The organism is Streptomyces sp. NPDC102258 (assembly GCF_055584685.1).
In genome coordinates this window covers 208183-221438 of the sequence record NZ_JBVJLO010000002.1, presented here as the reverse complement: position 1 = coordinate 221438, position 13256 = coordinate 208183, and the positions used below count along the sequence as shown (strand labels likewise).

Genomic DNA, 13256 nt, shown 5'->3' with positions numbered 1-13256 from the left:
AGGCCCTGCCCGAACACCAGGTTCCGATAAGCCAGTAGCATGCGGCGCCATGAGCTCCCCCACTGGGCCCGCAAATGGCCTGCCCGTACGAATGCCGCGACCCCGCCAGACCGGACGGCACCGCCGGCCCGAGCCCGCGGTGGCGCCCGAGGGCGCGCCCGCGCTGGTGCTCGCCGTGCCCGGTGCCCCCTCGGCCGCCTCGCGGGGGCTCGCGGAAGAGATCATCAGCATCGGCCGCTCCGAGCTGCCCGGTCTGGACGCCCGCATCGGCTACCTCGACGGTGACGACGCCGCCGGAGCCGAGTTCCCCTCGCTCTCCGGCGTGCTGACCGCCGTCGCGGACGAGCGGACCGCGCGCGCGGAGTTCGCCCGCGCCGCCGGGCACGACGTGCCCGCGCCGACCGGCCCGGACGCCGTGGTCGTGCCCCTGCTGCCCGGTCCCGACGGGGACCTGCTGCGCCGGGTCCGCCAGGCGCTGATGGACTCCTCCGCCGCCGCCGAGCTGGCCGACGTACTCGGTCCGCACCCGCTGCTGGCCGAGGGTCTGCACGTGCGGCTCTCCGAGGCGGGTCTGGCCCGCGCGGACCGGGCCCGGCTGTTCACCGTGGCCACCGCCGCCGACGGCATCATCCTGGCCACCACCGGCGGCGAGGAGGCCGTCCAGGCCGCCGGGATCACCGGCATGCTGCTGGCCGCCCGCCTCGCGGTCCCCGTGATGGCCGCCGCCCTGGACCAGGAGGGTTCGGTGGCCGCCGTCGCCGCCGAGCTGCGCGGCTCGGGCTCCGCCCAGCTGGCGCTGGCGCCCTACCTGATCGGTCCCGAGGCCGCCGAGGGCCTGCTGGACACCGCTTGCAAGGAGGCCGACTGCGCCACCGCCGAGGTGCTCGGGGCCTACCCGGCGCTCGGCAAGCTCGCCGTCGCCCAGTACAGCGCCGCCCTGGGCATCACGCTGGGCGCCGCCGCCCACTGAGGGCCCGGCCGGTCATCGCGAAGAGGGCCCGCTCCCGGATTCCGGGGCGGGCCCTCGCCGTGTCCGCGGGCGCCCCGCGCGGAGGCGGCTGAGCACTCAGTGCTCAGTGCTCGGCGCTCACCCGAAGACCACGCAGGAGGCCGCCGGTACGGGGACCGACCCGGCCCGGTGCGGGTGGCCGGTCCGCGGGTCCACCTCGAACCAGGTCACGTCGCCGGAGCGCTCGTTGGCCGCGTAGAGGCGGCGTCCGGCCGGATCGGCCGCGAGGTCGCGCGGCCAGACGCCACCACAGCCGGTCGTGTCCGTGAGCCGCGGCCGCTGGGCTCCGGCGGTCAGCGAGAAGGTGGCCAGGGTGTCGGCGCCGCGCACGGCGGCCCACAGGAAGCGCCCGTCGGACGAGGCCACGAGCGCGGAGGGGTAGGGCCGCGCGGCCCCTGGAGCGCCCGCTGTGGCCACCGGAACCTCGCAGACCGGTTCCAGGTGCCCCGAGCCCGCGTTCCAGCGGCATACGGTCAGCTGCGGCTCCAGCTCGTGCAGTACGTAGACCACCTCGCCCGAGGGGTGGAAGGCGAGGTGGCGCGGCCCGGACCCGGGGCGCAGGGCCGCCTCCGCGTGTACCCGGGGCGCGCCGGTGGCCGGGTCGAGCGCGCAAACCCGTACCGTGTCGGTGCCCAGGTCCACGCCGAGCACCCAGCGGCCGGTGGGGTCGGGCAGAACCTGGTGGGCGTGCGGGGCCTCCTGGCGCGCGGGGTCGGGGCCGGCGCCGTGGTGGACGAGGACGGCGGCGGGCCCGTGCGGGGCGCCGTCCGGGCCGATCGGCAGGCTGCTGACGCTGCCGGAGGTGTAGTTGGCGGTGAGCAGCCGGCCCCCGGCCAGGCAGAGGTGGGTGGGGCCCGAGCCGTCGACCGGCACGGACGGCCCGAGCGGGGCCACTCCCCCGGCCGTGACGCGGAAGGCGCCCGCCGCGCCGCGCTCGGTCTCGCTCACCGCGTAGAGGACGCCGGCGAAGCGGTCGAGCGCGAGGTAGGAGGGGTCCGGCAGGGAGGAGTCGCAGGCGAGCGGGGTCAGCGCCCCGGTGTCCGGATCCACGGCCGCGGTGGTGACACCGCGGCCGCCCCCCGAGGTGAACGAGCCGATGTAGGCACGGTGCGCGCCGCCTTGGTCCTTGCTGTCCGCGTCGCCCACGGTGCCCCTTCTCCGCCGTCCCGGATCCGTACGGAGCCGACGGTAACAGAAGGTCTAGACCAGGTCCCGGCCTTTGGCGCGTTCCTGCGCCCCGGGGTGGTGGACGTAGGCGGTCGCGCTCGGCCGGTCCTCGTAGGTCCGGTGGAAGACGGGGGTGGCCGATCCGGACATCGGCGGCACGATCCAGGACCAGTCGGCGCCCACCTCGCGCCCCTTGCCCTCCTCCCGCTCCAGGTGGGAGAGGAACCGGCGGGACTCGGTGTGGTGGTCGGCGATGGTCACCCCGGCGGCGTCGAAGGAGTGCAGCACGGCCCGGTTCAGCTCGACGAGCGCCCGGTCCTTCCACAGCGAGCGGTCGGTGGAGGTGTCCAGGCCGAGGCGGCGGGCGACGGCGGGGAGGAGGTGGTAGCGGTCGGTGTCGGCGAGGTTGCGGGCGCCGATCTCGGTGCCCATGTACCAGCCGTTGAAGGGGGCGGCGGGGTAGTGCAGGCCGCCGATCTCCAGGCACATGTTGGAGATGGCGGGCACGGCGTGCCAGCGCAGGTCCCAGTCGCTCCAGTCGTCCCGCCCCTCCGGGTGGCGGATCGGCACCTCCAGCACCGCGTCGGCGGGGGTCTCGAACCAGCGGGGCTTGTCGTCGACGCCCTGGACCACCAGCGGGAGGAGGTCGAAGGGGGTGCCCGGCCCGCCGGACCAGCCGGCGTTCAGCAGGGCCTCGGTGAGGGGCGCGTTGCGGGCGTCGCCGACGGTGATGGAGTGGTGGTCGCCGTAGCCGGCGTAGCGCACCAGCTGCTCGTTCCAGATCAGCGGGCCGGGGCGGCCCGGGGTGTCCGGGGCGAAGACGGTGATCGTGGGCCGGATCCGGCCGCCGTTGGTGGCCTCCCGCAGGTGGGCGAAGCACTCCCGCGCGATGTCCTCGGCGTCGGTGACCATGCGGCGGTCGCGGACGCGCAGCGAGTTCCAGTAGAGGCGGCCTATGCACCGGTTGCTGTTGCGCCAGGCGACGCGGGCCCCGTGGACCAGCTCCTGCGGGGTGTGGCGGTAGGTGCCGGTCGCGTCGAGCTCGGCCCGGACGGCGGCGATCCGGGCACGCGCGTCACCCGCTTCCGGGTTCTCCCGGTGGAAGAGCCGGATGAACTCCTCGGCCTCCTGCGCCACCTGAGCGGTGCTGACGTGCTGCTGGAGTGTGTCCATGCGCCCCGTAATCCCCCGTCCGACCGGATCCAGCCCGTAGTGCCGGATGAAACGTGCCCAGGAACAATCACCCGTTTGTACAGGGGCATCCGGCGGCGTCGCGGGCGCACCGCGCATCGAACACTCCTCCGAGTGATCTTCTGGCGTTCGCCTGCGACGGGAGGCCGGCCTGCCTTATCCTGTGCGGCGATCCGGCTCCGGTGGGGCGTTTTTCGGCCGGGGTCAGGCCGCGACCGTGACGAGCGGGGCGCGGGGGTCGGTGCGCAGGGGCGCGGCGAGGGCGGTGAGAGCCTGCTCCAGGCCGTGCAGGTGGGCCAGGGCGTGCAGGTGAGCCAGGGCCGCCTCGCCCACGGCGGGGTGGGACGGGTCCCGCGCGGCGGCCGGCTCCGGGGCGCCCTGCGGGGCGGTGAGCGCCTCGACGGCCGCCTCGACCCGCCAGCAGGCGGCGGCGAGGCGGGCGTCGTGGGAGGCCTGCGGGTCGGCGGCGACGGCCACGAGCCCGCGCACCTGGCGGGCGCAGTCGTCGAGCAGGCCGAGCACCTGGCGGGCGCGGGCCTTGCGGGCGCGCAGCGGGCTCAGCGGGTGGACCAGCGGGGCCAGCGCCATCCGCACCCGGCCGAGCAGCAGCTCCAGTTCGGCGGCGTGCGGAGCGGGGTCGGCGGCCGGATCGCCGGCGAGCCGGTCGAGGGAGGCCGCGGTGGAGGCCCGTACGCAGTGCAGCGCGCGCTGGATCCAGGCCTCGTTGGCGGCGTGCGTGGTGACGGGCAGGACGAGGAGCACGGCGAGGGCGGCGCCCAGCGCGCCGACGGCCGTCTCCTGGAAGCGCAGGAGCAGCAGTCCGGGGTGGAGCACGCCGAGGAGCCCGTAGAGCAGCCCCGCCATGACGGTGACGAAGAACATCATCCAGGAGTACGAGGGGGCGGCCGTGTAGAAGATGCCGAAGACGCAGACGGCGACGAGGGCGGCGGTCGGCGCGGGCGCGCCGTGCAGCGGTACGGCGATCAGCAGTCCGGCGGCGATGCCGAGGACGGTGCCCAGCACCCGGCGGAAGCCGCGGACCAGGGTCTCGCCGCGCGAGGCGGTGTTGACGAAGATCCACCAGGCGGTGCCGACGGCCCAGTACCAGCGGTCCTCGGACAGGGCCTGCCCGACGGCGAGGGCGAAACCGCAGGCGGCGGTGGCCTGGAAGGCCTGCCGGGTGGTGGGCCGGGCGAGACCGGTGCCCGGCAGCGCGGGCGGGGCGGCGGCGGGCGGGGTGCGGCGCTCGATGGGCCACAGCAGGAAGCGGGCGGCACCCGCCGACAGGAGCGCCAGCGAGACGGCGGCGAACAGTTCGGGGAGCTGGGCGGGCACGGCGTGCAGGAACTGGGTGACGAAGAACATCATGAAGCCGAAGACGCCGAGGGCGTGGCCGCGCGGCCCCCAGCGGCGGGCGTGGACCCCGGCGAAGACCACGGCGAGGAAGGCCGCGTCACGGGCCTGCGGCAGCCCGTGCAGGGTGGTGGCCAGGGCCAGCACGGGGAAACCGGCGACGGGCAGCAGGGCGGTGGTGATCCGCTGGGCGCGCACGTCCGCGTCGAGGACGGTGAACAGCGCCAGCAGGGCGGCGAGGCCGCCGGTGATGGAGGCGGTCAGGGAGAGCCCCGCCAGTTCGGCCACGGTGACGGCGAGTCCCACGCCGACGACCGCGCGCAGCGAGTTCCGCAGTCTCGTCCGGCCCGGGTCCGGAGCCACGAACATTCTCTTCACGGCGGTTGCCGCCCCCCTTGCGATGGCGCACGCCGGCCGCCCGCCGCCCGGGGGTGGTGGGCGGTGTGGGGGCACGGCGAAGGCGCCACGGTCCGGAGCGGCCTCGTTGCCGTCCGGCGCTGCGTGGCGCCGTAAGTACATGGATAGGACACAGATAACCATCCGGAGGCCCACTGGCTCAAGCGGAGCCCGTGGCACTGGGCCATTGGCCCAGCTCCGCGCCCCGGAGTACGGCCGCGACTCCACCGGCGGACCAGCGCGGCGCGACGGGGCCGCCGGCCGCGCGTGGGCGACCTGGGGGCGGGTACGTACAGCACACGGGGTGCGGCTCTGGCCATAGGGGCTGCGACGGGGGCCGCACCCCGACGGGTGCGTGGCCTCAGGGAGTGTTCGGGGCGACGGAGGTGAACAGAGCGCCGTCGGGGTCGCGGAGGGTGAGGGAGCGGCTGGTCGGCGTGGTGACGACCGGGGAGGCGAGGGTGCCGCCGAGCGCCGTCGCCCGGTCGGCGGCCGCGTCGAGGTCGGGCACCTGGAAGTGGGTGTGCCAGCGGGGGCGGACGTTCGGGTCCGGGTCCTCCTCCACGGCGCCGCCGCTGATCCGGGCCACGGTGTCGCGGCCGTGGCGCAGCACGACCCGGTCGTGCTCGTAGGAGACGCTGCAGCAGCCGGGGCTCCCGTCGGCCCAGCCGAGGACCTGGCCGTAGAAGATGGCCGCCGCGAAGGCGTCCCGGGTCCGCAGTTCCAGCCACGCGGGAGCGCCGCCGCGGCCCACGCTCCAGTCGGGGATGACCCCGCCCTCCCAGAAGCCGAAGACCGCGCCGTCCGGGTCGGCCGCGAGGGCGGCGCGGCCGGTGCCGAAGGGGAGGGGGCCGATGGCCACGGTGGCGCCGCGTTCGCGCACGCGGGAGGCGGTCAGGTCCGCGTCGTCGACGGCGAAGTACGGGGTCCAGGCCACGGGCAGTCCGGGGGACGGCGCGGGGGCTCCGATGCCCGCGGCGGGCGCCCCGTCCAGGAAGGCCACCGACAGGCCGTCCCCGGTGTCGCGGAACTCCCATCCCAGCACCGCCGAGTAGAACCGCTGCGCCGCGTGCAGGTTCCGGGTCATCAGGCTGACCCAGCAGGGGGCGCCCGCGCGTGCGTGGCTGGATGTCGACACGGCTTCCACGTCTCCTCTGCCGCGCGGCGGACGGAACCGGCCCACCGTAGCCCCGGCGGACCGCACGGCCGGTGAGGCTCGTCAGGTCCCGCCCGATCGGACGCAGCGGGGGGCCCAGGGCGGGCCGGCGACGGCTTCGAGCGGGGCCGCCTCGCGGTGGGGGCGCGAGGGGGGCGCGGCGGGGCGGGGGCGTGCGCCGGAGGGGGGTCCGGCAGGGCGGCCGCACGGGGGTCCGAACGGTTTCGAGGCGGGCATACCTTTCATACGTGCGGACATATGCGCGCTCGGCCTTGGGTTGAAGGGATCATCCGGTGGCGTCTCCTCACATTCCTCAGATCGGCGGACGCGAAGCCTCCGCCCCGTGCGCGGCCGAGTGGGCAGTGGGGGTGGTGATGGTGGTGACCCCTTGTTCGGCACGGGAGGCTCACCGGATCCTGGCGTCCGCGGCCGCGGCGGCGCACCTCACCGTCGAACAACTGGCCGCGGCACTGGCGGGCGGCGCGCCGGGGGCGGGCCCGGAGCGGGCCCTGCGGCGGGCCGTCGTGGCGGCCCGGACGGCGGGGGCGTCGGCAGCCCGTGCCGCCCCGGCGCGGCCGCTGGTGCCGAGCCGGGCCCGGACCGAAGAGGCCCTCCGGCACTTCCGGGGGTGCCGGGCGCTGCTGCGGGCGGCGCCGGGGGACGCGCAGGCCCGCCGGGCGATGGACGACGCCACGTACACGCTGTGCGTCCTGATGGGCCGCCCCACGGCCCACGAGGCCCTGCACGCCGCGGAACTCCGCCTCGCCCCCGCCGCCGGGCCGCCCGAGGACGCCGCCTGGCCCGACCTCGCCGTCTGACACCCGGCCGGCGCGGGCCGACCGCCGGATCGCGTCCTCAAACCTCCGGCGGGCCGGTTTCGCCCGGTCGGCCGAGGTCCGGTGGCCGTCTGGCCGATAGGGCGCTCTCATGGAGCAGCGGGCGGTTTCCCGCCCACCCACGCAAGCGCGGAAAGGCGTCCTCATGTACGAAATGCGCGCTGAATCCCCGGACGGCCGGGGTGAACTCCTGTGGCACGTCCTCGCCAAGGCGCCCGCTTCCGGCACCCTGTGCGGCCGCCACGCGCCGCCCCCGCTCAGCACGTCCGGCACCGCCGACGAGACCGGCGAGGCGGCCTCGGAACGCTACTGCACCCACTGCATGGTGGCCTTCCGCGCGGTGGTCCAGGGCCACACCGAGAAGGAGCTGAGGCCCGAGGCCGCGTAGCCGGCCGGGCGACGCGCCGCACGGCGTCCCGTCGTGGTGGTCCCGGACCCCGGAGCGCCCGGTGTCCGGGACCACCCGCGTACCGGACCGCGGACCGCCGCTCACCTGAGGCGTCCTTGGGTCCGCGGACCGTCCCTCACCTCAGGCGTCCTCCGGTCCGTTGACCGCGCTCACCTCAGGCGTCCTTGGGTACGTGGATGTCCAGCACGCAGATGTCGTCGCGGCGCCCCCGCCGCAGCGCGGCCAGGGTGCGGCCGAGCGTTTCGCCGCCGCCCTCGCGCACCAGCCGCAGGGCGGTCTCCGCGAGCCGGTTCAGCCCGGCCTCGATGTCCTCCCCCGGCTCCTCCACGAGACCGTCGGTGAAGAGCAGCAGGTGGTCCCCCGGCAGCAGGTCGATCGCGGACTCTTCGTACGCGGCCCGGAACGTGGCGCCGAGCAGGGGGCCCTTCGGCTGCGGGAGGAAGGACGCCTCGTCGCCGCGGATCAGCAGCGGCGGCAGGTGGCCGGCCCGGACCCAGGTCAGCCGCCGGTCCCGGGGCCGGTAACGGCCCATCATCATGGTGGCGGTGGCGCTCCCGGCCGGGTCGGTGGCGGTGTGCATCAGCAGGGCGTTGAGCCGCCCCAGGACGTCGGGCAGGGCCGAGCCGGTGATGCTCATGCCCTTGGCGGTGAACCGCAGCTGGGCCATGGTGCCGACGGCGGCCAGGCCGTGGCCGGCGACGTCTCCGACGACGAACAGGGCGTTCCCGTCGGGGAGTCCGACGGCGCTGTACCAGTCGCCGCCGACGTTGATGCCGCTGTCGGCGGGTACGTAGGCGACGTCCACGCGCAGGCCCGCCAGTTCCAGCGACTGCGCCGGGATCGGCAGCAGCGTGTCCTGGAGCCGGGCGGCGAGCGAGCGTTCGGCCTTGAGCATGCCACGCTGGATCAGCACGTCCCGTTCGCTCTCGCGCAGTGCGAGTTCGGCGTCCCGCTGCGCGGTGACGTCCTGGAGGAGCCCGTGCACCTCGACGGCGGTGCCGTCGGCGTCGGTCTGGGCCTCGGCGACGATCCGTACGTGGCGCACTCCCTTGGGGGTGGCGATCCGGAAGGTGTCGTCGACCGGCCCGCCCTCGCCCAGCAGCCGGTTCACGGCCGCGTCCATCCTGGGCAGGTCGGCGGCCACCAGGTGCCGGGGCAGGTCCTCCAGCCGGACGGGCCCGAGGGCGGGGTCGCGGTCGAAGATGGCGTAGAGCTGGTCGGACCAGAAGGCGGTGCCCGCGACCAGGTTCCAGCCCGCCCAGCCGAGGTTGCCCAGCCGCTGCATGTCGGCCAGCCGCCGGACCTCGCGTTCGCTGATGTCGTGCCGGATCCAGGTGACGACCAGGCGCTCGCCGAACGGGTTCGCCCGGACCGAGTACACGGAGCGGCGCTGGACCCCGGCGACGACCTCCTCGTAGGTGAAGGGTTCGCCCTCGTACGTCCTGCCGGTCCGCAACACGTCCAGGTAGCCGTCCCACAGGGCGGTTCCCGCCACCGTCGGGTAGGTCTCCAGGATCCGCCGGCCCACGAGTTCGGTGCCGCGCCGGCCGGCCACGTCGACCGATTCGGGGGACGCCGCGTCGATCCGGTAGTCCTCGACCTCGCCGGTCTCCGAGCGCAGCGGGGTGAGCACGACGGCGGTCCCGGCCAGGGCGTCGAGGACGCGCTGGACGGTGTCCCTGTCCTCGCGGTCGGCGGCAGCGGCCCCGAAGGCGGCGGCGGGGTGGCCGAACGCGCCGAGCGGTCCGCCGCAGAGCCGTACGGCGCGCCGCAGCAGGTCCCGGGTGGGCGCGTCGAAGGGGCCGGGGACACCGCGCAGGAAGCCGATGACGGCCCTCGGCGGGCCGTCGCCCGGCACGGGCAGCCAGGCGCGCGAGGGCCACCGCTCGGGCGGGTCCCCGATCAGCAGGTAGCGCCGCCCGTCCCGCACCGGGTCCTCCAGCCAGACGGATTCGCGCGTGGCGATGGCCTCCAGGGCGGCGATGCCGCTGAGCGGCGGGACGTGGCGCCACTGGCCGGCGACGACCTCGCCCACGCCGGCATGGCCGGTCAGCTGGAGGCTGCCGCCGGGAGCGACGGTGTAGACCATCACGCCGGTCACGCCCGCGACGCCCTCCAGCCGCGACCTCAGCAGCCCGGCGAGGTCGTCGCCGGAGCCCGCGGCGGCCAGGCCCTTGGCGAGCCCGGCCAGGATCAGGCGGCGGTCCGTGCCGGGGGCGGCAGCGGCGTCCGGATCCTTGTCCGCGTCCGCCTCCCCGTCGGCCGCCGCCGGAAGGGACGCGTCCGGTGCCGGCGGGGGCGCAGCCGGCGGGGCAGCCGGGGTCCGGTGGGCCGGGTCCGCCCGGCCCAGGGTGATCCAGCACTCCTCCAACAGGCTCCGCCCGCGCCGGACGGCGTGCCGGGCGAGGCGTTCGTGAGCGGTGGCGGCGGAAACGCCCAGCTCGGCCATGAGCATGCCCGTGGCCCGTTCTACAACGGCCGCGGTCGCGACGACGGCCTCCAGGCCCTCGATCTCCGACCGCAACCTGGCCACGACTTTGGCCAGCGCGAGCACCTCGGGTGCCGCGCCCTCTCCTACGGACGGGGCATCGCTCTCCATAGCCCAGAGGATGTCATGGGCCCGACCCTCCCGGTGCCATCAGGCCGGATGTCCCGGCTCCATGTCCTGCACGTCACGCAGCCTGAGCAGCGGGGGCGGCGGGCCCTCGCGGGGCGGACAGGCCTCGGCGGGCGACAGCAGGAAGCCCACGTGGTCTCCGTCACCGTCGATGCCGCGCTCGACGCGGCCGGTGAACCAGGCGCGGGCCTCCGTCAGGACGGGGCTGCCGCCGTGCCCCGGCCGCCAGCCGGTCAGGGCGAACTTGTCGGTCCGGTCGCCCGTCCGTCCCCCGAAGAGTTCGGCGAGCTCGCGCTGGTCGCGTTCGAGCGCGTGCACGGTGAGGTACTCCGCCTCTCGCGCGACCCGGTACGTGTGATTGGACGTGGACAGCCAGACCAGGAAGCGGGGCGGATCGATGGAGCACTGCGAGGCGAAGCCGACCAGACAGCCCGCCCGGGCACCGCCGGCCTCGGCCGTGACCACGTACATCGGTACGTCGAGCACGTCGGTGAAGGGATCCAGCGCGGTCACGGTGCCTCCTGTCGGTCCGGCGTCCCCGCTCGGCGACTACCCCGTACGGGGGGCGGCAACCGGTGTCCCGCATGAGGCCCGGCGGCCCGGGCAGGTGGAGGGGGTGCGGAACAGGCCGCACGCCCCGCCGGCGGGAGACGGGTCACGCCGCCGCCGGACGGGCGCCGAACAGCGAGGTGAACCGTATGGAGCGCACGCGCGCGCAGGACACCGCACCGGCGACGGCGGTGCGGGACGAGCCGGGTCCCGAGACCCCGGCCCCCGTCCCCTCGAAGCCGGACCCGGTACCGCGTGACCCGGAGCAGCCGGATTCCCCTCCGAAGCCGCACGACCCCCGCCCGGCCCCGGCGCCGTCGCCCACGGAGCGCCCGGCGGTGCCGGAACCCCCCGACTGAGGCGGCCGCGGCGTCACGCTCGCCGGGCGGCGGCCGACCGGTGACGATGGAGGGGTGCAGGGCGAACGCGTCGACGTACTGATCGCGGGAGCGGGCCCGGTGGGGCTGACCGCGGCGGTGGAGCTGCGCCGACGCGGGGTCGCCTGCCGGATCGTGGACCGGCTGCCGCAGCGGCTGCCGTACGCGAAGGCCGTGGGCGTCCAGCCGCGGACCCTGGAGCTGTGGGACCGGATGGGCCTGGCGCGGGCCGCGCTGGACGCCGCCGTGCCGATGTACGGGCAGCTGGCCTACGCCGACGGGGTGGAGACGGACCGGCTGGAGATGCGGCTGCCGGCCGGGATCCCGTACGGGTTCGCGGCGCTGCCGCAGTACGAGACGGAGCGGGTCCTGGAGGAGTTCCTGACCCGGTTCGTGACCCGGATCGAGCGGGGCACCGAGCTGGTCGCGTTCGCCGAGGACACCGACGGGGTGAGCTGCCGGCTGGCCGGCGCGGACGGCGAGGAGGAGGTCCGCGCCGGCTACCTCGTGGGCTGCGACGGCGCGCACAGCCTGGTCCGCAAGGGGCTCGGACTGGCCTTCGAGGGCGGCGCCTTTCCCGAGGAGTACATGCTGGCGGACGTGGAGCTGGACTGGGACCTGCCCTTCGGGTACGCGGTCCGGGCCCTGCACCACGACGCCGACGGCGCGGTGGACGACGTACTGGTGGCCATCCCGCTGCCCGGCGCGGGCCGCTACCGGCTGTCCATGCTGGTGCCCCCGGAGCTGACGGCCCCGGCGGCCGCGCCGGACGGGGTGGCGCCGGACGGGGCCGCGCCGGACGGGGCCGCGCCGGACGGGGTGGCGCACGGGCTGGAAGGCGGCCGGGGGCCCGGACTGCGGCACGTGCAGGCGGTCCTGGACCGGCTGTCGCCGCGGCCGGCCCGGGCCTCCGGCCTGCGCTGGTCCTCCGTCTTCCGGATCAGCCACCGCATCGTCGACCGGTACGGGCGGGGCCGGGTCTTCGTCGCCGGGGACGCGGCGCACATCCATCCGCCGACCGGCGCGCAGGGCATGAACACCGGGATCCAGGACGCCTGGAACCTGGCCTGGAAGCTGGCCCTGGTCGTGGCCGGGACCGCCTCCCCCGGCCTGCTCGACAGCTACGACGCCGAGCGACGGCCGATCGGCGAGGAGGTCGTCGGCCGGACGGTGCGGCACGCGGCCGAGGGCGTACAGGCCGATCCCGACGACGCGACCACCGTGCTGCTGCGCGAGGCACAGCTGCTCCTCGGGTACCCCGACAGCCCGATCGTGCTGCGGGCGGAACCCGACGGACACACCGCCGGCCCGCGCCCCGGCGACCGCGCTCCCGACTGCGCGGGGCTGGTCGGCCGGATCTCGGCGCATCCCCTGCGGCTGCACGAGCTGTTGCGGGGCAGCGAACACGTGCTGCTGGTCTGCGCCCCGCGCGCGGACACCCCCGGCGTCCCCGAACTCGCCTCCTTCACCGGCGGGTTGCCCCGGGGACGGCTCACGGCGTACGCGGTCCTCACCGAGGGCGGGACCGCGCCCGCCTGGGCCCCGCTGCCGGTGTTCCTGGACGGGCGGGGCGACTTCGCCCGCGTCTACGGGGTACGGGAGCCGACGGCCTTCGTGGTCCGCCCGGACGGCTACCTCGGCGCCCGGCTGACCCCGCCGACGCCGGCCGGGCTCACCGCGTACCTGTCGGGCGTCTTCGCGGACCCCGGGCCCTGACGCGCCGGAGCCGGGCGTGACGCGCCGGAGCCTCGCGGACGGGACGACGACGGTGTCACGCGTCTTCGGCGGTCGGCACGCAGAGCACCGGCACCGGAGAGAGGTGCAGCAGTTTGTGCGGGGTGGAGCCGAGGAGGGCGCCGCGGATCGGGCTGTCGCCCCAGCTGCCGACGATGATGACCCGGGCGTCGTGGCGGGCGGCGGCGTCCAGCAGCGCCTGGGCGGGCTTCTCGTCGACCACCTCCACGGTGGAGGGGACGCCCGCCCCGTCGGCGGCCTCGACGGCCCGGGCCAGCGCGCTGCGGCCGGCCTGGCGGACGGCCTCGCGGTGGGCCCGGGACTCCTCCCCGGTGGCTCCGGGCGCGGCGGCCCCGTAGACGAGGACGAGCGGCTCCCCGAAGGCGGCGGCCACCTCCAGCGCCACCCGCAGGGCGCGTTCGGCGCCGGGTGATTCGTCGTAGCCCAGGACCACGGACATCG

11 protein-coding genes are annotated in these 13256 nt (G+C 76.1%); 4 read left to right on the top strand and 7 right to left on the bottom strand.

The annotated features are described in order from the left end of the window. Window positions 1-49: 49 nt before the first annotated feature. Window positions 50-970 (top strand): sirohydrochlorin chelatase, encoded by a 921-nt coding sequence (locus ACZ6ZT_RS04170; protein WP_469715341.1) that lies wholly within the window; start codon window positions 50-52, stop codon window positions 968-970. 117 nt (window positions 971-1087) lie between these two features. Here the strand turns inward: ACZ6ZT_RS04170 and ACZ6ZT_RS04165 are convergent, their stop codons facing one another. The 4 genes from ACZ6ZT_RS04165 to ACZ6ZT_RS04150 all read right to left on the bottom strand — a co-directional run bounded on the left by ACZ6ZT_RS04165 (window position 1088) and on the right by ACZ6ZT_RS04150 (window position 6203). Further along, window positions 1088-2155: a lactonase family protein gene (locus ACZ6ZT_RS04165; RefSeq protein ID WP_469715340.1), complete on the bottom strand. Its 1068-nt coding sequence runs from the start codon at window positions 2153-2155 to the stop codon at window positions 1088-1090. A 54-nt stretch (window positions 2156-2209) separates the two neighbouring features. Then, entirely contained in the window at window positions 2210-3349 is a 1140-nt protein-coding gene (locus ACZ6ZT_RS04160; RefSeq protein WP_469715338.1) for a nitric oxide synthase oxygenase, read from the bottom strand. A 222-nt stretch (window positions 3350-3571) separates the two neighbouring features. Then, entirely contained in the window at window positions 3572-5089 is a 1518-nt protein-coding gene (locus tag ACZ6ZT_RS04155) for an FUSC family protein (protein ID WP_469715822.1), read from the bottom strand. A 388-nt stretch (window positions 5090-5477) separates the two neighbouring features. After that, the gene (locus tag ACZ6ZT_RS04150) at window positions 5478-6203 is read right to left on the bottom strand and encodes a VOC family protein (protein WP_469715820.1); all 726 of its coding nucleotides are present in this window, start codon (window positions 6201-6203) and stop codon (window positions 5478-5480) included. 443 nt (window positions 6204-6646) lie between these two features. On the opposite strand from ACZ6ZT_RS04150, the gene ACZ6ZT_RS04145 reads away from it, so the two are divergent. Both ACZ6ZT_RS04145 and ACZ6ZT_RS04140 read left to right on the top strand, forming a co-directional pair. Continuing rightward, window positions 6647-7090, top strand: coding sequence for a DUF5133 domain-containing protein (locus tag ACZ6ZT_RS04145; RefSeq protein WP_469715336.1), 444 nt, complete (start codon window positions 6647-6649; stop codon window positions 7088-7090). 172 nt (window positions 7091-7262) lie between these two features. Continuing rightward, window positions 7263-7496 (top strand): hypothetical protein, encoded by a 234-nt coding sequence (locus ACZ6ZT_RS04140; RefSeq protein WP_469715334.1) that lies wholly within the window; start codon window positions 7263-7265, stop codon window positions 7494-7496. A 175-nt stretch (window positions 7497-7671) separates the two neighbouring features. Here ACZ6ZT_RS04140 and ACZ6ZT_RS04135 read toward each other — a convergent pair whose 3' ends face one another. Together ACZ6ZT_RS04135 and ACZ6ZT_RS04130 are read right to left on the bottom strand one after the other, a co-directional pair. Then, the gene (locus tag ACZ6ZT_RS04135; RefSeq protein WP_469715332.1) at window positions 7672-10116 is read right to left on the bottom strand and encodes a SpoIIE family protein phosphatase; all 2445 of its coding nucleotides are present in this window, start codon (window positions 10114-10116) and stop codon (window positions 7672-7674) included. Between the two features lie 39 nt (window positions 10117-10155). Then, the gene (locus tag ACZ6ZT_RS04130) at window positions 10156-10647 is read right to left on the bottom strand and encodes a flavin reductase family protein (RefSeq protein ID WP_469715330.1); all 492 of its coding nucleotides are present in this window, start codon (window positions 10645-10647) and stop codon (window positions 10156-10158) included. Between the two features lie 449 nt (window positions 10648-11096). Between ACZ6ZT_RS04130 and ACZ6ZT_RS04125 the strand changes: the two genes are divergently transcribed. After that, window positions 11097-12776 (top strand): FAD-dependent monooxygenase, encoded by a 1680-nt coding sequence (locus tag ACZ6ZT_RS04125; RefSeq protein WP_469715328.1) that lies wholly within the window; start codon window positions 11097-11099, stop codon window positions 12774-12776. A gap of 55 nt (window positions 12777-12831) precedes the next feature. Here the strand turns inward: ACZ6ZT_RS04125 and ACZ6ZT_RS04120 are convergent, their stop codons facing one another. After that, window positions 12832-13254, bottom strand: coding sequence for a universal stress protein (locus ACZ6ZT_RS04120; protein WP_469715326.1), 423 nt, complete (start codon window positions 13252-13254; stop codon window positions 12832-12834). Between the last annotated feature and the right edge of the window lie 2 nt (window positions 13255-13256).

Bases quoted from the DNA above. Each gene is read 5' to 3' on its own strand.
- ACZ6ZT_RS04170 (WP_469715341.1), top strand. From the start codon at position 50: ATGAGCTCCCCCACTGGGCCCGCAAATGGCCTGCCCGTACGAATGCCG.
- ACZ6ZT_RS04160 (WP_469715338.1), bottom strand. From the start codon at position 3,349: ATGGACACACTCCAGCAGCACGTCAGCACCGCTCAGGTGGCGCAGGAG.
- ACZ6ZT_RS04155 (WP_469715822.1), bottom strand. From the start codon at position 5,089: ATGTTCGTGGCTCCGGACCCGGGCCGGACGAGACTGCGGAACTCGCTG.
- ACZ6ZT_RS04150 (WP_469715820.1), bottom strand. From the start codon at position 6,203: ATGACCCGGAACCTGCACGCGGCGCAGCGGTTCTACTCGGCGGTGCTG.
- ACZ6ZT_RS04145 (WP_469715336.1), top strand. From the start codon at position 6,647: ATGGTGGTGACCCCTTGTTCGGCACGGGAGGCTCACCGGATCCTGGCG.
- ACZ6ZT_RS04140 (WP_469715334.1), top strand. From the start codon at position 7,263: ATGCGCGCTGAATCCCCGGACGGCCGGGGTGAACTCCTGTGGCACGTC.
- ACZ6ZT_RS04135 (WP_469715332.1), bottom strand. From the start codon at position 10,116: ATGGAGAGCGATGCCCCGTCCGTAGGAGAGGGCGCGGCACCCGAGGTG.
- ACZ6ZT_RS04120 (WP_469715326.1), bottom strand. From the start codon at position 13,254: ATGTCCGTGGTCCTGGGCTACGACGAATCACCCGGCGCCGAACGCGCC.